This window comes from Pseudomonas sp. EA_65y_Pfl1_P113, assembly GCF_963970525.1.
In the GTDB taxonomy this organism is placed as follows: Bacteria; Pseudomonadota; Gammaproteobacteria; order Pseudomonadales; family Pseudomonadaceae; genus Aquipseudomonas; species Aquipseudomonas tritici.
The window spans coordinates 1-21480 of record NZ_CAXAQM010000016.1 but is presented as its reverse complement, the minus strand read 5'-3'; the positions used below and the strand labels follow the sequence as shown (position 1 = coordinate 21480).

Annotated in this window: 21 protein-coding genes; 17 read left to right on the top strand and 4 right to left on the bottom strand. The window is 60.0% G+C overall.

What is annotated here, in order from left to right; all coding sequences use genetic code 11:
* Positions 1 to 80 precede the first annotated feature (80 nt).
* Positions 81 to 740, bottom strand: a complete 660-nt coding sequence (locus AACY52_RS16070) for an HAD family hydrolase (protein WP_339456374.1) — start codon at positions 738 to 740, stop codon at positions 81 to 83.
* Entirely contained in the window at positions 737 to 1279 is a 543-nt protein-coding gene (locus AACY52_RS16065) for a gamma carbonic anhydrase family protein (RefSeq protein WP_339419231.1), read from the bottom strand. Before AACY52_RS16065 ends, AACY52_RS16070 begins: the two co-directional genes overlap by 4 nt.
* Positions 1280 to 1380: 101 nt before the next feature.
* Here AACY52_RS16065 and prlC point away from each other — a divergent pair, with 101 nt between their 5' ends.
* The 8 genes from prlC to AACY52_RS16025 all read left to right on the top strand — a co-directional run bounded on the left by prlC (position 1381) and on the right by AACY52_RS16025 (position 11563).
* Complete coding sequence (gene prlC / locus AACY52_RS16060) at positions 1381 to 3432, top strand: oligopeptidase A (RefSeq protein WP_339456373.1); 2052 nt, start codon at positions 1381 to 1383, stop codon at positions 3430 to 3432.
* Entirely contained in the window at positions 3429 to 3704 is a 276-nt protein-coding gene (locus AACY52_RS16055; protein ID WP_339419227.1) for a YheV family putative zinc ribbon protein, read from the top strand. The genes prlC and AACY52_RS16055 overlap by 4 nt, the downstream gene beginning before the upstream one ends.
* Before the next feature lie 276 nt (positions 3705 to 3980).
* Complete coding sequence (locus AACY52_RS16050; RefSeq protein WP_339427747.1) at positions 3981 to 4733, top strand: gluconate 2-dehydrogenase subunit 3 family protein; 753 nt, start codon at positions 3981 to 3983, stop codon at positions 4731 to 4733.
* A 2-nt stretch (positions 4734 to 4735) separates the two neighbouring features.
* Positions 4736 to 6520 carry a GMC family oxidoreductase gene (locus AACY52_RS16045; protein ID WP_339419223.1) on the top strand — a complete coding sequence of 595 codons (1785 nt, stop codon included), beginning with the start codon at positions 4736 to 4738 and terminating at the stop codon, positions 6518 to 6520.
* 12 nt (positions 6521 to 6532) lie between these two features.
* Positions 6533 to 7831 (top strand): cytochrome c, encoded by a 1299-nt coding sequence (locus AACY52_RS16040; RefSeq protein ID WP_339560611.1) that lies wholly within the window; start codon positions 6533 to 6535, stop codon positions 7829 to 7831.
* Positions 7832 to 7912: 81 nt separating this feature from the next.
* On the top strand, positions 7913 to 8971 hold the full coding sequence (locus tag AACY52_RS16035) for a PA0069 family radical SAM protein (protein WP_339427749.1): 1059 nt from the start codon (positions 7913 to 7915) through the stop codon (positions 8969 to 8971).
* A gap of 227 nt (positions 8972 to 9198) precedes the next feature.
* On the top strand, positions 9199 to 9930 hold the full coding sequence (locus tag AACY52_RS16030; protein WP_339419217.1) for a carbonic anhydrase: 732 nt from the start codon (positions 9199 to 9201) through the stop codon (positions 9928 to 9930).
* Between the two features lie 85 nt (positions 9931 to 10015).
* A complete protein-coding gene (locus tag AACY52_RS16025) occupies positions 10016 to 11563 on the top strand; it encodes a SulP family inorganic anion transporter (protein WP_339560610.1) in 1548 nt (515 codons plus the stop codon).
* Between the two features lie 125 nt (positions 11564 to 11688).
* Here AACY52_RS16025 and AACY52_RS16020 read toward each other — a convergent pair whose 3' ends face one another.
* The gene (locus tag AACY52_RS16020) at positions 11689 to 12336 is read right to left on the bottom strand and encodes a hypothetical protein (protein ID WP_339419213.1); all 648 of its coding nucleotides are present in this window, start codon (positions 12334 to 12336) and stop codon (positions 11689 to 11691) included.
* 368 nt (positions 12337 to 12704) lie between these two features.
* On the opposite strand from AACY52_RS16020, the gene coxB reads away from it, so the two are divergent.
* The 4 genes from coxB to AACY52_RS16000 all read left to right on the top strand — a co-directional run bounded on the left by coxB (position 12705) and on the right by AACY52_RS16000 (position 17090).
* Complete coding sequence (gene coxB, locus AACY52_RS16015) at positions 12705 to 13832, top strand: cytochrome c oxidase subunit II (RefSeq protein ID WP_339419211.1); 1128 nt, start codon at positions 12705 to 12707, stop codon at positions 13830 to 13832.
* A 58-nt stretch (positions 13833 to 13890) separates the two neighbouring features.
* A complete protein-coding gene (gene ctaD, locus AACY52_RS16010; protein ID WP_065875623.1) occupies positions 13891 to 15477 on the top strand; it encodes a cytochrome c oxidase subunit I in 1587 nt (528 codons plus the stop codon).
* A gap of 138 nt (positions 15478 to 15615) precedes the next feature.
* Complete coding sequence (locus tag AACY52_RS16005) at positions 15616 to 16167, top strand: cytochrome c oxidase assembly protein (RefSeq protein WP_339560609.1); 552 nt, start codon at positions 15616 to 15618, stop codon at positions 16165 to 16167.
* Positions 16168 to 16202: 35 nt separating this feature from the next.
* Positions 16203 to 17090, top strand: coding sequence for a cytochrome c oxidase subunit 3 (locus AACY52_RS16000; RefSeq protein WP_339419208.1), 888 nt, complete (start codon positions 16203 to 16205; stop codon positions 17088 to 17090).
* A gap of 6 nt (positions 17091 to 17096) precedes the next feature.
* Here AACY52_RS16000 and AACY52_RS15995 read toward each other — a convergent pair whose 3' ends face one another.
* On the bottom strand, positions 17097 to 17300 hold the full coding sequence (locus AACY52_RS15995; protein ID WP_339427752.1) for a twin transmembrane helix small protein: 204 nt from the start codon (positions 17298 to 17300) through the stop codon (positions 17097 to 17099).
* 28 nt (positions 17301 to 17328) lie between these two features.
* Here AACY52_RS15995 and AACY52_RS15990 point away from each other — a divergent pair, with 28 nt between their 5' ends.
* The 5 genes from AACY52_RS15990 to AACY52_RS15970 are packed head-to-tail and all read left to right on the top strand — an operon-like array spanning position 17329 to position 21252.
* Positions 17329 to 18093: an SURF1 family protein gene (locus AACY52_RS15990; RefSeq protein WP_339419205.1), complete on the top strand. Its 765-nt coding sequence runs from the start codon at positions 17329 to 17331 to the stop codon at positions 18091 to 18093.
* A complete protein-coding gene (locus AACY52_RS15985) occupies positions 18059 to 18643 on the top strand; it encodes a hypothetical protein (protein WP_339419203.1) in 585 nt (194 codons plus the stop codon). Before AACY52_RS15990 ends, AACY52_RS15985 begins: the two co-directional genes overlap by 35 nt.
* A gap of 10 nt (positions 18644 to 18653) precedes the next feature.
* Positions 18654 to 19733 carry a COX15/CtaA family protein gene (locus AACY52_RS15980; RefSeq protein ID WP_339560608.1) on the top strand — a complete coding sequence of 360 codons (1080 nt, stop codon included), beginning with the start codon at positions 18654 to 18656 and terminating at the stop codon, positions 19731 to 19733.
* A complete protein-coding gene (cyoE, locus tag AACY52_RS15975) occupies positions 19721 to 20620 on the top strand; it encodes a heme o synthase (protein WP_339419201.1) in 900 nt (299 codons plus the stop codon). The genes AACY52_RS15980 and cyoE overlap by 13 nt, the downstream gene beginning before the upstream one ends.
* On the top strand, positions 20617 to 21252 hold the full coding sequence (locus tag AACY52_RS15970) for an SCO family protein (protein WP_339419199.1): 636 nt from the start codon (positions 20617 to 20619) through the stop codon (positions 21250 to 21252). The genes cyoE and AACY52_RS15970 overlap by 4 nt, the downstream gene beginning before the upstream one ends.
* The last annotated feature ends 228 nt before the right edge of the window (positions 21253 to 21480 follow it).

Below are 21480 nucleotides of genomic sequence, written 5' to 3'. Positions count from 1 at the left end.
ATCGCAGGCAAGCCAGCTCCCACATGGGTCCTGTGTACACCGGTCAAAATGTGCGAGCTGGCTTGCCTGCGAACGCTATCTCAAGAACGCTGCATAAACGCCTGATGCATCTGGGCCAATGTCTCAAAATGCCAAGTCGGCGCCTCGGCATTCAACTCCTCAAAACTGCCAAACCCGTACCCCACCGCCGCCGAATCCAGCCCGTTGCTGCGCGCGCCGATCAGGTCATGCTTGCGATCACCAATCATCAAGGTGGTGGCCGGGTCCAGGCCTTCCTCACTGATCAGGTGGGCGATCAACTCGACTTTATTGGTGCGCGTGCCGTCCAGCTCGCTGCCGTAGATCACGTTAAAATGCCTGGCAAAATCGAAGTGCCGGGCGATCTCGCGGGCAAACACCCAAGGCTTGGACGTCGCCACATACAGTTGGCGGCCCTGGCTATTCAGGTCCTCCAATAGCGGCATCACGCCGTCGAACACGCGGTTCTCATACAAACCGGTCACTTTGAAACGCTCGCGATAGAAATTCACCGCCTCCCAGGCCTTGGCTTCATCGAAGTCGTAGAACTGCATAAAGGCTTGCAGCAACGGCGGGCCGATAAAATGCTCCAGCTTTGTCAGGTCCGGCTCGTCGATACCCAGCTTGCCGAGGGCGTACTGGATCGAACGGGTGATGCCCTCGCGCGGGTCGGTGAGGGTGCCGTCCAAGTCGAACAGGACGGTTTGGTAGGGCAGGCTCATCGGTCGAATCCTTCAGCCAGGTGCAGGTCTTTGAGCTTCACGTAGTTCGCGGCGCTGTAGGTGAAAAAGGCGCGCTCCTTGTCAGTCAATGCGCGGACTTTTTTAACCGGGCTGCCAACATACAAAAAACCGCTTTCGAGCTTCTTGCCCGGTGGCACCAGGCTACCGGCGCCGATGATCACGTCATCTTCCACCACCGCGCCGTCCATCACGATGCTGCCCATGCCGATCAGGATGCGGTTGCCCACGGTGCAGCCGTGCAACATGACTTTGTGGGCGATGGTTACATCGTCGCCGATCAACAGCGGGAAGCCGTCCGGGTTGAACGGCCCGGCGTGAGTAATGTGCAATACGCAGCCATCCTGCACGCTGGTGCGTGCACCGATGCGGATGCGGTGCATGTCGCCACGAATCACGGTCAGCGGCCAAACCGAGCTGTCGGCGCCGATTTCGACATCGCCGATCACCACCGCCGAAACATCGACAAAAGCCCCGGCGCACAGGGTTGGCGTGTGGTTCTGATAGGTGCGAAGGGTCACGATAGCCTCTCTCTCTTCTGCTGATAGCTGCGGTGGGTGTTGATTGTAATTAAGATGGCCCCATCTTTGTCTTATCAGTTTCTTCAGCCAAGGTGCCAACCGTGAGCGCGAACAACCCTCTTCTGCAGTCCTACGACCTGCCGCCGTTCTCGGCGATCCGTGCCGAGCACGTCCAGCGGGCCATCGAACAGATCCTTGCCGATAACCGCGTTGCCATCGAAGGCATCCTGCAAAGCCAGGGGGAAAATCCGACATGGGCCGGCCTGGTCCTGGCGATGGATGAACTGAATGACCGCCTGGGTGCCGCCTGGAGCCCGGTCAGCCACCTCAACGCCGTGTGCAACAGCGCTGAACTGCGCGAAGCCTACGAAGGCTGCCTGCCCGCGTTGAGCGCCTATTCCACAGAGATGGGCCAGAACCGCGCGCTGTTCCAGGCTTTTGAAGCCCTCGCCAATAGCCCGGAAGCCGCCGGTTTCGACGTGGCGCAAAAAACCATCCTGGAACACGCCCTGCGTGATTTCCGCCTGTCGGGCATCGATTTGCCGCCGGAACAGCAAAAGCGCTACGCGCAAGTGCAAAGCAAACTGTCCGAGTTGGGCAGCAAGTTCTCCAACCAGTTGCTGGATGCTACCCAGGCGTGGACCAAGCACGTTGCCGAGGAAGCCACCCTCGCCGGCCTGACCGACTCGGCCAAGGCGCAAATGGCTGCCGCTGCCCAGGCCAAGGGCCTCGACGGTTGGTTGATCACCCTGGAATTCCCCAGCTACTACGCGGTAATGACGTACGCCCAGGATCGCGCGCTGCGAGAAGAAGTCTACGCGGCTTACTGCACCCGCGCGTCGGACCAAGGCCCGAATGCCGGTCAGAACGATAACGGCCCGGTGATGGAACAGATCCTCGACTTGCGTCAGGAACTGGCTCAACTGCTGGGCTACGCGTCCTTCTCCGAGCTGAGCCTGGCCACCAAAATGGCCGAGTCCAGCGACCAGGTGCTCAGCTTCCTGCGTGACCTGGCCAAGCGCAGCAAACCGTTTGCCGCCCAAGACCTGCAACAGCTCAAGGCTTACGCCGCTGAACAAGGCTGCGCCGACCTGCAAAGTTGGGACAGCGGCTTCTATGGCGAGAAACTGCGTGAGCAGCGCTACAGCGTGTCCCAGGAAGCCCTGCGCGCCTACTTCCCCATCGACAAAGTGCTCGGTGGTCTGTTCGCCATCGTCCAGCGCCTGTACGGCATCGAGATCGCCGAGCAAAAAGGCTTCGACACCTGGCACCCGGATGTCCGCCTGTTTGAAATCAAGGAAAGCGGCCAGCACGTCGGTCGCTTCTTCTTCGACCTGTACGCCCGCGCCAACAAGCGTGGCGGTGCCTGGATGGACGGCGCGCGCGACCGTCGCCGCACGGTTGATGGCGTGCTGCAAAGCCCGGTGGCCAACCTGGTGTGCAATTTCACCCCGGCCGACAGCGGCAAGCCTGCCCTGCTGACCCATGATGAAGTCACCACGCTGTTCCACGAATTCGGCCACGGCCTGCATCACTTGCTGACCCGCGTCGAGCATGCCGGTGTGTCCGGCATCAACGGCGTGGCCTGGGATGCGGTGGAATTGCCTAGCCAGTTCATGGAGAACTGGTGCTGGGAGCCGGAAGGCCTGGCGCTGATCTCTGGCCATTACGAAACCGGCGAGCCGCTGCCCCAAGACCTGCTGGAAAAAATGCTCGCGGCGAAGAACTTCCAGTCCGGCCTGATGATGGTGCGCCAGCTGGAATTCTCGCTGTTCGACTTCGAACTGCACGCCACCCACGGTGATGGCCGCAGCGTGGCGCAAGTACTGGAAGGCGTGCGCGATGAAGTCTCGGTGATGCGTCCGCCGGCCTACAACCGCTTCCCCAACAGTTTTGCGCACATCTTCGCTGGTGGTTATGCGGCGGGTTACTACAGCTACAAATGGGCTGAAGTGCTCTCGGCGGATGCCTTCTCCAAGTTTGAAGAAGACGGCGTACTCAATGCCGAAACCGGCCGTGCTTTCCGCGAGGCGATCCTGGCCCGTGGCGGTTCCCAGGCGCCGATGGTGCTGTTCGTCGACTTCCGCGGACGTGCGCCGTCGATTGACGCACTCTTGCGCCACAGCGGCCTGAGTGAGGACGCGGCAGCATGAGCGAAGGGCCTGTGATGACCAAAAAGCAATTCATCGCCGGGGCGGTCTGCCCGGCGTGCAGCGAGCCGGACAAGTTGAAAATGTGGACCGAGGACAACGTGCCGCATCGCGAGTGCGTGGCCTGCGGTTATACCGACACACTGAATGACCAGGGTCTGTCGGTGCCCAAGGAATTGGGTACGCGGGTCAACACCTCAGCGCTGAAAGCGCCGGCTGATCCTAACACTCAAGCCGTACAGTTTTTCCCCAACCCGAAGCTGAAAAAAGACTAGGCGTTATTCGCTGATCTAGTGTGGGCGCTGCTTGTTTGAGGAGCTGGCTTGCCTGCGATAGCATCACCTCGGCCTGATAGGACGATTGAGGTGTTTGCATCGCAGGCAAGCCAGCTCCCAAATAAGCAGCGCCCACTTTTTTTGCCCGCATTTACTCGACTTAGGTCACTGAATCGATTCCCCTCATCCTTAGCCTGCTATCCTTTGTAACTATTGATTGCCAAAAAAAAGCTCACTAGAAGCTGATAACCTGTGACCACATGATGAGGTGCCACCATGTCTGATCAAGATCAAGACAACCCCCGGCGTGACTTTCTGCGCAAATCCTTGACCTTGATCCCGGTGGTCACGGTTGCCAGCACTGGCCTCGGCGGCTCGATGCTGATGGCTACGCCAGAGCCAGCGCAGGCCGCGCCCGCCAAGCCTGCGGCCAGCGACAAAGCCTATGAGCCTACGTATTTCACCGCCGAGGAATGGTCGTTTATCAATGCCGCCGTCGAGCGCCTGATTCCCGCCGATGCCCAAGGCCCAGGTGCCCTGGAAGCGGGTGCACCGGAATACATCGACCGGCAGATGAACACGCCTTACGCCAGTGGTGCCCTGTGGTTCATGCAAGGCCCGTTCAACGCTGACGCACCGCCCGAGATGGGCTGGCAGAGCAAATTGGTACCCAAAGAAATCTATCGTCTGGGCATTGCCGCGACGGATGCATGGTCGAAGGCGTTCAACGGTAAAGCTTTTGCTGCGCAAGACAGCGCTACCCGAGACGATATGCTGCGCCGCCTCGAGGCTGGCGGTAGCGAAGTTGCTGCGCATTTCGAGACGGTGCCGCCGAAGATGTTCTTCAACCTGCTGTTGCAAAACACCAAGGAAGGCTTCTTCTGCGACCCGATCCACGGCGGCAACAAAGGCATGGTCGGTTGGACCATGATTGGCTTCCCCGGCGCTCGCGCCGACTTCATGGACTGGGTTGAACGCAACGAGCAATACCCCTTCCCGGCAGTTTCCATCCGCGGCGAGAGGGCATAAACGTGGCGACCATCATGAAAAAAGTAGATGCAGTGATCGTCGGCTTCGGCTGGACCGGCGCGATCATGGCCAAGGAGCTGACGGAAGCGGGTCTAAACGTGGTCGCGCTGGAACGCGGCCCGATGCAGGACACTTACCCTGACGGCAACTATCCGCAGGTCATCGACGAATTGACCTACAGCGTGCGTAAAAAACTCTTCCAGGACATTTCCAAAGAGACGGTGACCATTCGCCATAGCGTGAATGACGTGGCCCTGCCTAACCGTCAGTTAGGTGCGTTCTTGCCGGGCAATGGCGTCGGCGGTGCAGGCCTGCACTGGTCCGGCGTGCATTTTCGCGTCGACCCGATGGAGTTGCGCATCCGTAGCCATTACGAAGAGCGTTACGGCAAAAACTTTATCCCCAAGGACATGACAATCCAGGACTTCGGCGTGAGCTATGAAGAGCTGGAGCCGTTTTTCGACTACGCGGAAAAAGTCTTCGGCACCTCCGGCCAGGCCTGGACGGTGAAAGGTCAAGTCGTTGGTGAGGGCCGTGGCGGCAACCCATATGCACCGGACCGTTCCAATCCGTTCCCGTTGGAAGCACAGAAAATCACCGTTTCCGCACAGCTGTTTCAGAAAGCTGCTAGCGATGTGGGTTACAAACCCTACAACCTGCCGTCGGCCAATACCTCGGGGCCTTACACCAACCCCTATGGTGCGCAGATGGGCCCGTGCAATTTCTGCGGGTTTTGCAGTGGCTATGTTTGCTACATGTATTCCAAAGCCTCGCCGAACGTGAACATCCTGCCAGCGTTGCGCCAGGTGCCGAATTTCGAACTGCGGCCTAATTCTCACGTGCTCAAGGTCAACCTCGACAGCACCAAGAGCAAGGCCACCGGCGTGACTTATATCGACGCCCAGGGCCGGGAATGCGAGCAGCCGGCGGACCTGGTGATCCTCGGCGCGTTCCAGTTCCACAATGTGCGTTTGATGCTGCTGTCCGGTATCGGCAAGCCCTACGACCCGATTACCAATGAAGGTGTGGTGGGCAGGAACTTCGCCTACCAGAACATGGCGACCATCAAGGCGTTCTTCGACAAGGACACCCACACCAACAACTTCATCGGTGCGGGCGGCAATGGCGTGGCCATTGATGACTTCAATGCCGACAACTTCGACCATGGCCCTCACGGCTTTGTGGGCGGCTCGCCGATGTGGGTCAACCAGGCGGGAAGTCGGCCTATTGCAGGCACCTCGAATCCGCCGGGAACCCCGGCCTGGGGCAGCGCGTGGAAGCGCGCGACCGCCGATTACTACACCCACCAGGTGTCGATGGATGCCCATGGCGCCCATCAATCCTACCGGGGCAACTACCTGGATCTGGACCCGGTTTATCGTGATGCCTACGGCCAGCCGCTGCTGCGGATGACATTCGATTGGCAAGAAAACGACATCAAGATGAACCGCTTCATGGTAGAGAAAATGGGCAAAGTCGCCGAAGCGATGAACCCCAAGGCAATTGCCGTGCTGGGCAAAAAGGTCGGTGAGCACTTCAACACCGCGTCGTACCAGACCACCCACCTCAACGGCGGCGCGATCATGGGCACCGACCCGAAAACCAGTGCCTTGAATCGTTACCTGCAGTGCTGGGATGTACACAACGTGTTTGTGCCAGGCGCATCCGCTTTCCCACAAGGTTTGGGCTACAACCCTACCGGCCTGGTGGCGGCGCTGACCTATTGGTCGGCCCGGGCGATCCGCGAGCAGTACCTGAAAAACCCCGGCCCACTGGTTCAGGCATAAGGAGCGATGACCATGAAAGCACTTGTTATCGCGACGTTTGCCCTATTGAGCAGTTGCTCGATCAGCGCGGCTGAAACCGACCTGGTCAAGCAGGGCGAGTACCTGGCCCGCGCCGGAGACTGCGTGGCCTGCCACACCGCCAAGGGCGGTAAGCCGTTTGCCGGTGGCCTGCCGATGGAAACCCCCATCGGCGTGATCTATTCCACCAACATCACCCCGGACAAGACCGGCCTGGGCGACTACAGCTTTGAAGACTTCGACAAGGCCGTGCGCCATGGCGTCGCCAAGAGCGGTAGTACGCTTTACCCGGCGATGCCCTACCCGTCTTACGCACGTGTCAGCGAAAACGATATGCAGGCGTTGTATGCGTATTTCATGAAGGGTGTTGAACCGGTCGCCCAGGAGAACAAGGACAGCGATATTCCCTGGCCACTGAGCATGCGCTGGCCGTTGGCGGCATGGCGCTGGATGTTTGCGCCCGAGGTGGCAGACTACCAGGCACCGGCTAATGCTGATCCGGTGATCAGCCGGGGTGCTTATTTGGTGGAAGGCCTTGGCCACTGCGGCGCTTGCCATACGCCACGGGCTTTGACCATGCAGGAAAAAGCCCTGAGTGCCACTGATGGCAACGCGTTCCTGTCTGGCAGCGCGCCGTTGGAGGGCTGGATCGCCAAGAGCCTGCGCGGCGACCACAAGGACGGCCTCGGCAGTTGGAGCGAGGCGCAACTGGTGCAATTCCTCAAGACCGGCCGCAGTGATCGCAGTGCGGTGTTTGGTGGCATGAGCGATGTTGTGGTCCACAGCATGCAGTACATGTCGGAAAATGACCTGACGGCTATCGCCCGTTACCTTAAGAGCCTGCCGGCGGTGGACCCCAAGGACCAGCCGCATCAGTACGACAAGCAGGTGGCTGATGCCCTGTGGAAAGGTGATGACAGCAAGCCAGGTGCGTCGGTGTACATCGACAACTGTGCGGCCTGCCACCGTACTGACGGCCATGGCTACACGCGGGTGTTCCCGGCGCTGGCGGGCAACCCGGTGTTGCAGACGGCGGATGCCACGTCGCTGATCAACATCGTGTTGAACGGCGGCACGTTGCCGGCCACGCACGCGGCGCCGTCGACCTTCACCATGCCAGCATTTGCCTGGCGCCTGTCGGACCAGGAAGTGGCGGATGTGGTCAGTTTCATCCGCGGCAGTTGGGGCAATAAGGGCGCGCCGGTCAACGCCAGCGATGTGGCGGACCTGCGCGAGAAAGATCTGCGCACCACTTCAGGCGATGACTTGGGACAGGTGACGCAAAAGCACTGATCCTTCCCTGACCGCCAAACGGCACTGGTCAGAAACCTCGCGCCTCTATACTGTATATAAAAACAGTATAGAGGCGTTTTCATGTCTACTCCGCTGCCGCCCCGTGGCCGTGGCACGGCCACTAACCTGCATAACCGCTTTGCGCCCACCGTCAGCGTGGTCGAGGACGACGGCTGGTATCAGGAAGTGCCGCCGACCCAGGGCACCGAAGTGCGTATCGAAACGGCCAAGACCCTCATCACCCGCAACAACTCGCCGGACTTGCCGTTCGACCGTTCGATCAACCCGTACCGTGGCTGCGAGCATGGCTGCATTTACTGCTATGCGCGGCCCAGCCATGCTTATTGGGACATGTCGCCGGGGCTCGATTTCGAAACCAAATTGATTGCCAAGGCCAACGCCGCCGATGTGCTGGAGCAGCAACTGTCGAAACCGGGGTATGTGTGCGCGCCGATCAACCTGGGTTCCAACACCGACCCGTACCAGCCGATCGAGCGCGAGTACACGATCACTCGGCAAACCCTTGAAGTGTTGCTGCGCTACCGGCATCCGGTGACCATCATCACTAAGGGCTCATTGATTCTGCGCGATCTGGATTTGCTCACTGAGTTGGCGCGTCAGCGGCTGGTGGCGGTGATGATCAGCCTCACCAGCCTGGACGACGAGCTCAAGCGCATCCTGGAGCCGCGCACGGCGGCGCCGAAGGCGCGGTTGCGAGCGATTCGGGTAATGCGCGAGGCGGGGATCCCGGTGGGCGTGCTGTGTTCGCCCATGATTCCGATGATCAATGACAGTGAGCTGGAAAGCCTGCTGACCGAAGCCCACGCCGCTGGCGCGCAGAGTGCGGCGTACATGATGCTGCGCCTGCCGTTGGAGGTGGCGCCGCTGTTCGAGGAGTGGCTGGCGGCGCATTACCCGCAGCGTGCGGCCCATGTGATGAGCTTGGTACGTCAGGTGCGCGGCGGTGAGGTATACGACAGCCGCTTCGGCGTGCGCATGCGTGGTGAAGGGCCATTTGCCGATCTGCTGGCGCAGCGCTTCAGCAAGGCGATCAAGCGCTTGGGGCTCAACCAGCGGGAGGGCTTCAATCTGGATTGCACGGCGTTCTGTCCGCCAGGCAGGCAGATGGCTTTGTTGTAGACTGAAGAGGCGATTTGCGAAGTCCGTGTAGGAATAGTCGCTTTTTGACATCACTGAAACCCGCGGACTAGAGCGGTTCATTCAGTTTGAGTTAAGTTTCGGCGGTTAACGTGTTCTGCGAGTGACTGATGAGTCGGCGTCCCGCTTTGTGGCTTTTGCAACTGTTCCACACGCCCGGCGTCGAACTGACCTGAAAGCTCCCCTGTATTTAATCAAGAGGATGAATCATGAGTGACCAGGATAAACAGCCGTTGGCTGCGTCGGCTTCAGCCCCTCAGGTGGCGGAAACCGCCGATGCAGCGCTTAAGCATATTGTTGACGGCTTTTTGCATTTCCATCACGACGTCTTTCCCCAACAGGAAGAACTCTTCAAGAAACTCGCCACGGCCCAAAGCCCACGAGCGATGTTCATTACGTGCGCCGACTCGCGCATCGTGCCCGAGCTGATCACCCAAAGCTCTCCGGGCGACCTGTTCGTGACGCGTAACGTCGGTAACGTGGTTCCGCCTTACGGCCAGATGAATGGCGGCGTTTCTACTGCCATCGAGTACGCCGTACTCGCCCTGGGCGTGCAGCACATCATTGTCTGCGGGCACTCTGATTGCGGCGCCATGCGCGCGGTACTCAACCCCGATAGCCTGGAGAAGATGCCGACGGTCAGGGCCTGGCTGCGGCACGCCGAGGTCGCCAAGGCCATGGTCCATGACAACTGCGACTGCGCCAACGAAGGCGAGAGCATGAAGGTGCTGACCGAAGAAAACGTCATCGCCCAGCTGCAACATTTGCGCACCCACCCTTCGGTGGCTTCGCGCATGGCCAATGGTCATTTGTTTATCCATGGTTGGATCTACAACATCGAGACCAGCGAAATCCGCGCCTACGATGCGGATCAGTCGACCTTCCTGCCGTTGGGCGGCGAAGGGCCGATTCCTTCAGCGACGCCTAAAGCGCGCTTCTAAAACACTTCCCTGCCGGGTTTAGCGGTGGCTGCCATGGATGCAGCCAGGCTTTACCGCGCCCGGCCAATGCCTCGGGAGAGTCATCATGCGTGCTGCTCAATTGAAAGCTGTATTGCCACGGGAGCTGCTCGCTTCGGTGGTTGTGTTTCTGGTCGCCCTGCCCTTGTGCATGGGTATTGCTATCGCCTCCGGCATGCCGCCGGCCAAAGGCCTGATTACCGGGATCATCGGTGGCTTGGTGGTGGGTTGGTTGGCGGGTTCACCGTTGCAGGTCAGTGGCCCGGCGGCGGGTTTGGCGGTGTTGGTGTTCGAACTGGTACGCCAGCACGGCATGCTGATGCTTGGGCCAATCCTGTTGCTGGCAGGCTTTCTGCAACTGGTCGCCGGGCGTTTGCGTCTGGGCTGCTGGTTCCGTGTTACGGCGCCGGCGGTGGTGTACGGCATGCTGGCAGGGATTGGCGTGCTGATCGTGCTGTCGCAGATCCACGTGATGCTCGACGGCGCGCCCAAACCTTCGGGGCTGGATAACCTGGCAGGCTTCCCTGCGGCGTTGGCTGAAGCGATCCCGACCCTGGGCGGCGGCCTGGGCTGGCAGGCGGGGTTGCTCGGTTTATCGACAATGCTGGTGATGTACACCTGGGACAAATTACGCCCGCAACGCCTGCGCTTTGTGCCGGGCGCCTTGTTGGGCGTGGGCCTGACCACCGTTGTCAGTTTGGTGCTGGCGTTGCAGGTCAAACGTGTGGAGGTGCCGGAAAATCTCGCCGATGCCATCGACTGGCTGCGTCCCAGCGACTTGCTGAACCTCGCTGATCCGCAACTGTTGATCGCCGCGTTCGCCGTAGCGTTTATCGCGAGTGCCGAGACCCTGCTCTCCGCTGCGGCGGTCGACCGCATGCACAGCGGTCAGCGTTCTGATTTTGACAGGGAATTGTCCGCTCAAGGTGTAGGCAACATGCTCTGCGGCCTGGTCGGCGCCTTGCCGATGACTGGCGTGATCGTACGCAGCTCGGCCAATGTGCAGGCCGGTGCAACTACGCGCTTGTCGGCGATGTTCCATGGCCTCTGGCTGCTGGGGTTCGTACTGTTGTTGTCGAGTGTGCTGCAGAGCATTCCGGTGGCGAGCCTGGCGGGTGTGCTGGTGTATACCGGGATCAAGCTGGTGGACATCAAGGCGTTCAAGGCGCTGGGGCGCTATGGGCGGATGCCAATGTTTACCTATGCGGCCACGGCGTTGGCGATCATCTTTACCGACCTGCTGACCGGCGTGCTGGTGGGCTTTGGGTTGACGTTGGTCAAGCTGGCGTTCAAGGCGTCACGGCTTAAAGTCAGCCTGATCGACTTGCCCCAGGTCGGTGAGATGGAGCTGCGCCTGGCGGGGGCTGCGACCTTCCTGAAAGTGCCGGCATTGACCCAAGTGCTGGCGACAGTGCCCGCTGGGACGACCTTGCACGTACCGCTGAACAACCTGAATTATATTGACCATTCTTGCCTGGAGTTACTGGAAGAATGGGGGCGAGCCAATGCGGCGAAGGGTTCGACGCTGGTGATCGAGGCGCGTGGGTTGAAGCGCCGGTTGGAAGGGCGGGTGCGAATGACGACGTGGATAGGTTCGGCGCCATCTGTGAGCTGACGAAACCGGATCAAAATGTGTGCGGGCTTGCTCGCGAAGGCGTGTCAGTCACCGGAAGTGTTGACTGAACCATAGCATTCGCGAGCAAGCCCGCTCCCACATGGGTTTTGTATTAGATCTAAGATCTAGGCCGGCTGATCCAACGCCAACTCAACCCCCAACTGCCGCGACAGGCACGGCCAGCGCTTCCACGCGGCCTCGGTGTTCGGGCTCTTGAGCGTTTCGCGGTAAGCCTCCACCGACTCCAGCGCAAAGCTCTCTTCGTTCAGCATCTCATCCACTGCTTGATGCACCGCCTCATCCAGTTGATTAGCGAATGTTTCGCCAATCAGTTGGTGGGCAATCACGTTAGCCACAGTGGTATCCGCCGGAATCAACGGCTGACCGAAATGCTTGATATACAGATCGTTGACCTCTTCCACCAGGCGATGGGCCAGGTAAGCCTCATCCAGCAGGCCGTCGAGCCCCTCGTGGCCTGCCAGGATCGCAGGCGGCTGCAGGAAGAAATGCTCGGCGATCTTCAGCACCGGCTTGATCTGGCTTTCGATACCGGCCTCGCGGGCTACGTCGTTGGCAGCGTCGAGCAAATCCGGGACGAGGTCGATGTAGGCGGTGACAAAGCGGGTCATGACAACGTTGCGATCACCGTCAGCCAGGGCAATGGCCGAATGCAGGTGCGGCAATTGTTTTTCCAGTTGCTGGGCAAGCTGGCCCGTGCTGGTTTCGTGTTGGTGGGCACGGGAAATCTGCTCGCGCAATGCGGCGGTGTTCATGAAGGCTCCAGTGATGCAGGTGTAGGAAAAGGGAGAGGATAAGGTAGCTCGTTTGTACGAGCGCCTCAGACGCATTTGTCATAATTATTTCATGGTTATGCGCAGGCGTTATATCGAATCGCGATAGCGCACCGCATAAACGATTCCGCAGCCTGTTTCATTAAGCCCAAGTGCCTCATTTCAGCTCATTTACCCCTACACATTGCGGGGTTGCAGAGCCTGTCTATACTCGGATTTGTACGCGATTAGCTGATGACGCCAGACTGCATAAGCAGGCAAGGCTAAGCGGTTGTAAGCAGTATGGAAGCCGCTCCCTTCGACGCAGGTGCAAACCGGCGGGATAACAAGAACGATAAGGGGAACCCGCAATGATGCGACATCCACACGTTTGGATGGGCCTCCTGTTGTGGTCAGTATTCGGCCAGGCACATGCCGCCTGGACAACGAATATGGCGCCAGGGGCGACAGAAGTCAGTCACGCTGTGTTCGACCTGCACATGACCATTTTCTGGATATGTGTGGTGATCGGCATCATCGTGTTTGGCGCGATGTTCTGGTCGATGATCGTTCATCGCCGGTCCACGGGCCAGGTCGCGGCGAAGTTCCACGAGAGCACCACCGTGGAGATCCTCTGGACCGTAGTGCCCTTGCTGATCCTGATCGCGATGGCCATTCCTGCGACCAAGACCCTCATCAATATCTACGACAGCAGTGAATCGGATATCGATATCCAGGTCACCGGCTACCAGTGGAAGTGGCATTACAAATACCTGGGCCAGGACGTGGAGTTCTTCAGCAACCTGGCCACGCCCGCCGAACAGATCCACAACCAGGCGACCAAGGGCGAACATTACCTGCTGGAAGTCGACCAGCCGCTGGTGTTACCGGTGGGGGCCAAGGTGCGCTTCCTGGTGACGGCCGCGGACGTGATCCACTCGTGGTGGGTGCCGGCCTTTGCGGTCAAGCGCGACGCCATTCCCGGCTTCGTCAACGAGGCCTGGACGCGTGTCGAGAAGCCCGGCATCTACCGTGGCCAGTGCGCCGAACTGTGCGGCAAGGACCACGGCTTCATGCCCATCGTGGTCGAGGTCAAGTCCAAGGCCGATTACGAAACCTGGCTCGGCGAGCGCAAGGCAGAGGCCGCCAAGCTCAAGGAGCTGACCTCCAAAGAGTGGACCCTGGAAGAACTCGTGGCGCGTGGCGATAAGGTCTACCACACCACCTGCGTGGCGTGTCACCAGGCTGAAGGCCAAGGCCTGCCGCCGATGTTCCCGGCGCTCAAAGGCTCGAAAATCGCCATCGGCCCGAAAGACGGCCACCTGAGCATCGTCTATCACGGCAAGCCCGGCACCGCGATGGCCGCGTTCGGCAAGCAGCTCTCTGAAGTGGATATCGCCGCCGTGGTGACCTACGAGCGCAACGCGTGGGGCAACAACAAAGGCGACATGGTCACGCCTAAAGACGTGCTGGCCATCAAGCAGGCGGAAAGCCAATGAACTCTTTCATGGCGTTTACCTCGACCTGCCCTGCCCACTTGCTCTCAGGAGAACGGCCATGAGCGCTGTGATTGATGACCATGGTCACGCTGACCATGCCCACGGCCCCGCCAAGGGTTTGATGCGCTGGGTGCTGACCACCAACCATAAAGACATTGGCACACTGTACCTGTGGTTCGCCTTCACCATGTTTCTGCTCGGCGGTTCGTTCGCCATGGTGATCCGTGCCGAACTGTTCCAGCCCGGCTTGCAGATTGTGGAGCCGGCGTTTTTCAACCAGATGACCACCATGCACGGGCTGATCATGGTGTTCGGCGCGGTCATGCCGGCGTTTGTCGGCCTGGCCAATTGGATGATTCCGCTGATGATCGGCGCGCCCGACATGGCCCTGCCGCGCATGAACAACTTCAGCTTCTGGCTGCTGCCGGCGGCATTCCTGCTGCTGGTATCGACCCTGTTCGCCCCCGGTGGTGGGCCGAATTTCGGCTGGACCTTCTACGCGCCGCTCTCCACCACCTATGCACCGGAAAGCGTGACGTTCTTTATCTTCGCCATTCACCTGATGGGCATCAGTTCGATCATGGGCGCCATCAACGTGGTCGCCACCATCCTCAATCTGCGCGCTCCAGGCATGACGTTGATGAAAATGCCGCTGTTCGTCTGGACCTGGCTGATCACCGCGTTCCTGTTGATCGCGGTAATGCCGGTGCTGGCAGGCTGCGTGACCATGATGCTGATGGATATCCACTTCGGCACCAGCTTCTTCAGTGCGGCCGGTGGCGGTGACCCAGTGCTGTTCCAGCATGTGTTCTGGTTCTTCGGCCATCCCGAGGTGTACATCATGATCCTGCCGGCGTTTGGTGCCGTGAGCTCGATCATCCCGACCTTTTCTCGCAAGCCACTGTTTGGCTACACCTCGATGGTCTACGCCACGGCGAGCATCGCATTCCTGTCGTTCATCGTATGGGCGCACCACATGTTCGTGGTCGGTATTCCGTTGGTGGGCGAGCTGTTCTTCATGTACGCCACGCTGCTGATCGCCGTGCCGACCGGGGTGAAGGTGTTCAACTGGGTCAGCACCATGTGGCAAGGCTCTCTGACGTTTGAGACGCCCATGCTGTTTGCGGTGGCCTTCGTGATCTTGTTCACCATCGGCGGGTTTTCCGGGCTGATGCTGGCGATTGCCCCGGCCGACTTCCAGTACCACGACACCTACTTCGTGGTGGCGCACTTCCATTACGTACTGGTGCCCGGCGCGATCTTCGGCATTTTTGCCTCGGCCTACTACTGGCTGCCGAAATGGACCGGCCACATGTACGACGAAACCCTGGGCAAGCTGCATTTCTGGCTGTCCTTCGTGGGCATGAACCTAGCGTTCTTCCCGATGCACTTCGTCGGGCTGGCGGGCATGCCGCGGCGGGTGCCGGACTACAACCTGCAGTTCGCCGACTTCAACATGGTCTCGTCGATTGGTGCCTTCATGTTCGGCGCCACGCAGATCTTCTTCCTGTTCATTGTGATCAAGTGCATCCGTGGCGGTACACCCGCACCGGCCAAGCCTTGGGATGGCGCCGAAGGCCTGGAGTGGAGCATCCCTTCGCCTGCGCCGTACCACACGTTCACTACGCCGCCGGAGGTCAAATGAACCTGACGCCGCAAATCCCCTGTGGGAGCGGCCTTTCTCGCGAAGACGGTGTGTCAGTCAGCCTCATCATTGGCTGTGAAACCGCATTCGCGAGCAAGCCCGCTCCCACATTGATCGCGTTCGTCTCAGGTGAGCATCATGGCTGACTCCGCTGCGCTCAAACGCCTGGTCACCCGCCTGCTGATCCTGGTGGTGGCGATGTTCGCCTTTGGCTTTGCGCTGGTGCCGATCTATGACGTGATGTGCAAGGCGTTCGGCATTAACGGCAAGACGGCCGGACAGTACGAGGGCTCGCAGGTGGTGGACGCCTCACGCCAGGTGCGGGTGCAGTTCTTGTCCACCAATGCCATCGACATGGTTTGGGATTTTTATGCCAAGGCTGACGAAGTGGTGGTCAACCCGGGTGCGGTGACCGAGATGCTGTTCGTGGCCTACAACCCTACCGAAAAACCGATGACTGCCCAAGCCGTGCCGAGTATTTCGCCGGCTGAAGCGGCGATGTACTTCCACAAGACCGAGTGCTTTTGCTTCACCCAGCAAGTGCTGCAGCCAGGCCAGCGCATTGAGATGCCGGTGCGCTTCATTGTCGACCGCGACATGCCCAAGGATGTGAAGCATCTGACCCTGGCGTACACGCTGTTTGACATCACTGCGCGCCAACCGCCCGTGGCTGTCCATACCGGCGGCTAGCTACTGTTTGCCCGCTCAATCAGGAGAGCGAATACATGTCGACTCATGATACGTACTACGTACCAGCGCAAAGCAAATGGCCGATAATTGCCACCTTTGGCCTGTTGATCACTGTGTATGGCTTGGGTGTGTGGTTTAACGACTTGAAGGCAGCGCGCCCGGAATCCCACGGCCCGTGGATCTTTTTCGTCGGTGGCCTACTGTTGGCCTACATGATGTTTGGCTGGTTCGGCGCGGTGATCAAGGAAAGCCGCGCCGGTTTGTACAGTTCGCAGATGGACCGCTCGTTCCGATGGGGCATGAGCTGGTTCATCTTTTCCGAAGTGATGTTTTTTATCGCGTTCTTCGGTGCGCTGTTTTACGTGCGGCACATGTCCGGCCCGTGGCTGGGCGGGGAAGGCCACAAGGGCATCGCGCATATGCTGTGGCCGAACTTCGAATTTGCCTGGCCTTTGCTCAACAACCCAGACCCGAAAATGTATCCGGCGCCGGAAGGCACCATCAGTCCTTGGGGCCTGCCACTGGTCAATACCATTCTGCTCGTGAGTTCCAGCGTGACCATCACCATCGCCCACCATGCCTTGCGCAAAGGCCATCGCGGCGCGCTGAAGATTTGGCTGGCGATCACCGTGCTGCTGGGCCTTGCATTTCTTGGGTTCCAGGCCGAGGAATATATCCACGCTTATAAAGAGTTGGGGCTCACGCTCGGTTCGGGCGTGTACGGCGCGACCTTCTTCATGCTCACCGGCTTTCATGGTGCGCACGTCACCATCGGCACCATCATTCTGTTCGTGATGCTGATGCGCATCCTGAAGGGGCATTTCAATGCCGAGCACCAGTTCGGCTTCGAAGCGGCGAGTTGGTATTGGCACTTTGTGGACGTGGTGTGGATCGGGCTGTTTTTCTTCGTCTATGTGCTGTGAGGCGCCTTACCACGGCGCATGAGAAACCAGCTGGCCGCTAAAAAAGCCCCAGGCGATCAGCGCCACGGTGATCACGGCCAGTACCACGCGCACGGTCAGGGCAGTGACGAGGCGGTTGGAGTTGCCCTCGTCCTTGACCAGATAGAACAAGCCACTGAACAGGCTCACGACAGTCGCGATCAGCATCAGGGCAATAGCGGCTTTGAGCATGGTCTGGCTCCAATTGGATGGGCGGGCAATGAAAACAAGTATAGCCAGCGCCATAAAAAGCTTTCGCCCCGGGATTGCGCCGACGCTGGTGGTGTTGGTGCTGCTGCCGTTGATGGTGGGCCTGGGGTTCTGGCAATTGTCCCGAGGCCATGAAAAACAGCTGATGGTGGACAGTTATGCCGAGCGGCGCGCGGCTGATCCGATCAGCAGTGCACAGCTTAACGAACTGGCTGACCCGGCTTTTCGTCGTGTGCGCCTGCGCGGGCAATTCGACGCCGAACACAGTGTGTTTCTCGATAACCGCCTGCGTGACGGCAAGGCCGGCGTAGAGCTGCTGCAACCCTTCCACGACCAGGCCAGCGGCCTGTGGCTCTTGCTCAATCGCGGCTGGCTGCCTTGGCCGGATCGGCGCACGCCGCCCGTCTTTGCCACCCCTGAGCAGCCCTTGAACCTGGATGCCTGGGTTTACGTCGCCCCCGGCGAAACCTTCCAACTGCATGCTGACCCGACGAGCGCGCAATGGCCGCGCTTGCTGACCGCCCTGCATCCGGCCGCGCTGTGGGCTGAACTGGGGCGCAGTGGTTTCGCCTACGAGCTACGGGCCGAAGCAGGCCCCGGCACCTACGAAACCACCTGGCCCATCGTGGCCATGGGGCCCGAAAAACACCTGGCTTATGCCGTGCAGTGGTTCGCCATGTCGCTGGCCCTGCTGGCGCTTTACCTCTACCTCGGATGGCACAACAAAAAGGAGAAGCCCCATGGGAGCGGCCATGAATCCACTCAACATGTCTGACGTGCCTGATCGGCGCAAAGGCCGTTGGCAGCTGTTGCTGATCCTGATGATGGTAATCGGCCCGATGGCGCTGGCGACCTTCATGTACAAATTGCAGTTCTGGGTGCCGGAAAGCCGCAGCTACCATGGCGAGATAATCGGCAACGGCCAGACCCGCGCCGATATTGGCGTGCAAGCTGATGAACAGCGTTGGCAACTGCTGGTCACCGCGCCCGCTGCCTGTGCCGCAGATTGCCAGCAACTGGTGTACCTCGCGCGCCAGTTGCAGATCGGCCTCGGCCGCGACGCCTCCCGTGCCAGCCACGCCTTGGCCAGTGCGCAGCCGGTCACCACCGACTACGAGGCCAAGCTCAAGGCGCAATATCCGCAACTGCAGCGTTACCCGCTGGACCTGGCGACCTTCACCAAGGACGCCGGCGCGCCGGGCGATGCACAGCTGTGGATCGTCGATCCCCACGGCAACCTGGTGCTGCGCTATGACGCCAAGGTCAAGGGCAAGGACGTGCTCAACGACCTGCGCCATCTGCTGAAACTGTCGAATATCGGATAAGGGCATCGTCATGGCCAAACCTGGATTTCGCCTCGCGTTGTTTGCCACCTTGCTGGCGCTGATCGTCGTGCTGCTGGGCGCTTATACCCGCCTGACCCATGCTGGACTGGGGTGCCCGGACTGGCCCGGCTGTTACGGTTTTATCAGCGTGCCGCAAAGCGAGGCTCAGCTGGCCCATGCCGAACTGCATTTCCCCGATACACCGGTTGAGGCGGACAAGGGCTGGAGCGAGATGATTCACCGCTACTTCGCAGGCACTTTGGGCCTACTGATCTTGCTGCTCGCGGCGCGCTCGTGGAGCCATCGGCGTGATCCCGGTCAGCCGGTGAAATTGCCGCTGTTTCTATTGGCGGTAGTGTTTGCACAGGCGGCGTTTGGCATGTGGACGGTCACGTTGAAGCTGTGGCCGCAGGTGGTGACGGGGCATTTGCTCGGGGGCTTTGCGACCTTGAGCCTGCTGTTTCTGCTGACCCTGCGATTGTCGGGCGTGCTGCCTGCGTTGATTGTCCCCAAGCGCCTGCAATATTGGGCGACGGCAGGCTTGGTGCTGGTGATCGGGCAGATTGCGCTGGGCGGCTGGGTCAGCTCCAACTACGCGGCCGTGGCCTGTGTTGATCTGCCAACGTGCCATGGCGAATGGTGGCCGGCGGCGGATTTTGCCAATGGCTTTCATCTTACCCAGCATATTGGCCCTAATTACCTTGGCGGGCAGTTGGACAGCGAAGCGCGCACGGCCATTCACTTGACCCACCGCATCGGCGCCGTGATCGTCAGCCTGGTATTGCTTGGCCTGGCCTGGCAACTGCGCGCGGTCGGCATGACGCGGCTAGCGGGTTTGTTGCTGATCGCCCTGGCTGCACAAATCTGCCTGGGCCTGAGCAATGTGGCGTTCGGGCTGCCGCTGGCAATAGCTGTAGGCCATAACGCAGGAGGCGCCGTGTTGTTGCTGAGCCTGGTGCTGGTCAATTACCACGCCCGCACCAGCCTGGTCCGGGTGCGTAATCAACGGCCGTTCGGCTGGCGTTTTATCCCGCGCAAACACGTATCGGGCCTCATCACCCTTAAAGGAGAGATGCCATGGCGACCTTGAGCGGCGCGCGTCACGGCCAGGCGATCTGGCGTGACTACCTGGAGCTGACCAAGCCGAAAGTGGTGGTGCTGATGCTTATCACCTCGCTGGTGGGGATGTTTCTCGCAACGCGCGCGGGTGTGCCGTGGACAGTGCTGGTGTTCGGCAACCTGGGCATTGCCCTGTGTGCCGGTGGCGCGGCGGTGGTGAACCACGTGGTGGACCGGCGGATTGATGCGGTGATGGCGCGCACCCATAAGCGGCCGCTGGCGCAGGGGCGTGTGTCGCCGTTGGCTGCTTTGGCCTTTGCATTGTTCCTGGCTGTTGCGGGATTGGCGCTATTGCTGGCCTTTACCAACCCATTGGCGGCATGGCTGACCTTGGCTTCGCTGCTGGGGTACGCAGTGATTTACACCGGTTTCCTGAAGCGTGCGACGCCTCAAAATATCGTCATCGGCGGCCTCGCCGGTGCTGCGCCGCCATTATTGGGCTGGGTCGCTGTCACCGGCCATGTCAGTGCCGAACCGCTGCTGCTGGTGCTGATCATCTTCGCCTGGACCCCGCCGCACTTCTGGGCGCTGGCCATCCACCGCAAGGAGGAATACGCCAAGGCCGATATCCCCATGCTGCCGGTCACCCATGGCGAGCACTACACCAAGGTGCACATCCTGCTCTATACCTTCGCCCTGCTGGCGGTGAGCCTGATGCCCTATGTGATCCATATGAGCGGCGTGTTGTACCTTGCGTGCGCGCTGATATTGGGCGGGCGCTTTCTGCAATGGGCCTGGGTGTTGTACCGTGGCGCTCGGCCGCACGCGGCGATCAACACGTTCAAGTACTCTATCTGGTACTTGCTGCTGCTGTTCATCGCCCTGCTCGTAGACCACTACCTACTGTTGAACCTATGACTCGAACTCAAAAAACTGTCTTCATCCTGGTGGCCCTGGTGGCATTGATCATGGGCCTGACCGTCAACAAAGTGCTCTCGGGCAAAGGCCAGGGCGACCCCACCGCTTTGATCGACGCCGGTATCATCCTGCTGCCGCAAAGCCGCCAGCTACCGCCGGTGACCATGACCAATCAGGAAGGCCAACCGGTGCAGGTTAATGAGTTGAAGGGCAAGTGGAGCCTGCTGTTCTTCGGCTACACCTTTTGCCCGGACATCTGTCCGACGACCCTCGCCCAGCTGCGCCAGATCAAAAGCGAACTGCCCAAGGACGTTGTGGATAAGTTGCAGGTGATCCTGGTCAGCGTCGACCCGCACCGCGACACGCCGACTCAGCTCAAGCAGTACCTGGGCTACTTCGACCCGCAGTTCCAGGGCCTGACCGGCGCGAATGTGGAGGATGTGCAGAAGGTTTCAAATGCGGTGAGCATTCCGTTCATTCCGGCGGATACCAGCAAGCCGAACTACACCGTCGACCACAGCGGCAACCTGGCGCTGATCGGACCGGATGGGACGCAGCGTGGGTTTATCCGGGCGCCGTTGAACAATCAGAAGCTGGTGGTGCAACTGCCGGTGTTGCTACAGCGCAAATAGGCCGGACGCCAACCCAGCCAACACCACAAAACAAATGTGGGAGTGGGCTTGCTCGCGAATGCGGGGTATCAGTCGACGAAGATGTTGACTGGTCCAGCGCATTCGCGAGCAAGCCCGCTCTTATCAAACAAAAAATAACTCATTGTTTTTGCTCTTAAAATTTAAGCCGCTTTAACCAGCTGCAATCCAAGTTTGCGTGCCTTGCGTTCCAAGGCGCGCATCTGCCGA

Bases quoted from the DNA above. Each gene is read 5' to 3' on its own strand.
- AACY52_RS16070 (WP_339456374.1), bottom strand. From the start codon at position 740: ATGAGCCTGCCCTACCAAACCGTCCTGTTCGACTTGGACGGCACCCTC.
- AACY52_RS16055 (WP_339419227.1), top strand. From the start codon at position 3,429: ATGAGCGAAGGGCCTGTGATGACCAAAAAGCAATTCATCGCCGGGGCG.
- AACY52_RS16050 (WP_339427747.1), top strand. From the start codon at position 3,981: ATGTCTGATCAAGATCAAGACAACCCCCGGCGTGACTTTCTGCGCAAA.
- AACY52_RS16040 (WP_339560611.1), top strand. From the start codon at position 6,533: ATGAAAGCACTTGTTATCGCGACGTTTGCCCTATTGAGCAGTTGCTCG.
- AACY52_RS16035 (WP_339427749.1), top strand. From the start codon at position 7,913: ATGTCTACTCCGCTGCCGCCCCGTGGCCGTGGCACGGCCACTAACCTG.
- AACY52_RS16030 (WP_339419217.1), top strand. From the start codon at position 9,199: ATGAGTGACCAGGATAAACAGCCGTTGGCTGCGTCGGCTTCAGCCCCT.
- AACY52_RS16025 (WP_339560610.1), top strand. From the start codon at position 10,016: ATGCGTGCTGCTCAATTGAAAGCTGTATTGCCACGGGAGCTGCTCGCT.
- AACY52_RS16020 (WP_339419213.1), bottom strand. From the start codon at position 12,336: ATGAACACCGCCGCATTGCGCGAGCAGATTTCCCGTGCCCACCAACAC.
- coxB (WP_339419211.1), top strand. From the start codon at position 12,705: ATGATGCGACATCCACACGTTTGGATGGGCCTCCTGTTGTGGTCAGTA.
- ctaD (WP_065875623.1), top strand. From the start codon at position 13,891: ATGAGCGCTGTGATTGATGACCATGGTCACGCTGACCATGCCCACGGC.
- AACY52_RS16005 (WP_339560609.1), top strand. From the start codon at position 15,616: ATGGCTGACTCCGCTGCGCTCAAACGCCTGGTCACCCGCCTGCTGATC.
- AACY52_RS16000 (WP_339419208.1), top strand. From the start codon at position 16,203: ATGTCGACTCATGATACGTACTACGTACCAGCGCAAAGCAAATGGCCG.
- AACY52_RS15995 (WP_339427752.1), bottom strand. From the start codon at position 17,300: ATGCTCAAAGCCGCTATTGCCCTGATGCTGATCGCGACTGTCGTGAGC.
- AACY52_RS15990 (WP_339419205.1), top strand. From the start codon at position 17,329: ATGAAAACAAGTATAGCCAGCGCCATAAAAAGCTTTCGCCCCGGGATT.
- AACY52_RS15985 (WP_339419203.1), top strand. From the start codon at position 18,059: ATGGGAGCGGCCATGAATCCACTCAACATGTCTGACGTGCCTGATCGG.
- AACY52_RS15980 (WP_339560608.1), top strand. From the start codon at position 18,654: ATGGCCAAACCTGGATTTCGCCTCGCGTTGTTTGCCACCTTGCTGGCG.
- cyoE (WP_339419201.1), top strand. From the start codon at position 19,721: ATGGCGACCTTGAGCGGCGCGCGTCACGGCCAGGCGATCTGGCGTGAC.
- AACY52_RS15970 (WP_339419199.1), top strand. From the start codon at position 20,617: ATGACTCGAACTCAAAAAACTGTCTTCATCCTGGTGGCCCTGGTGGCA.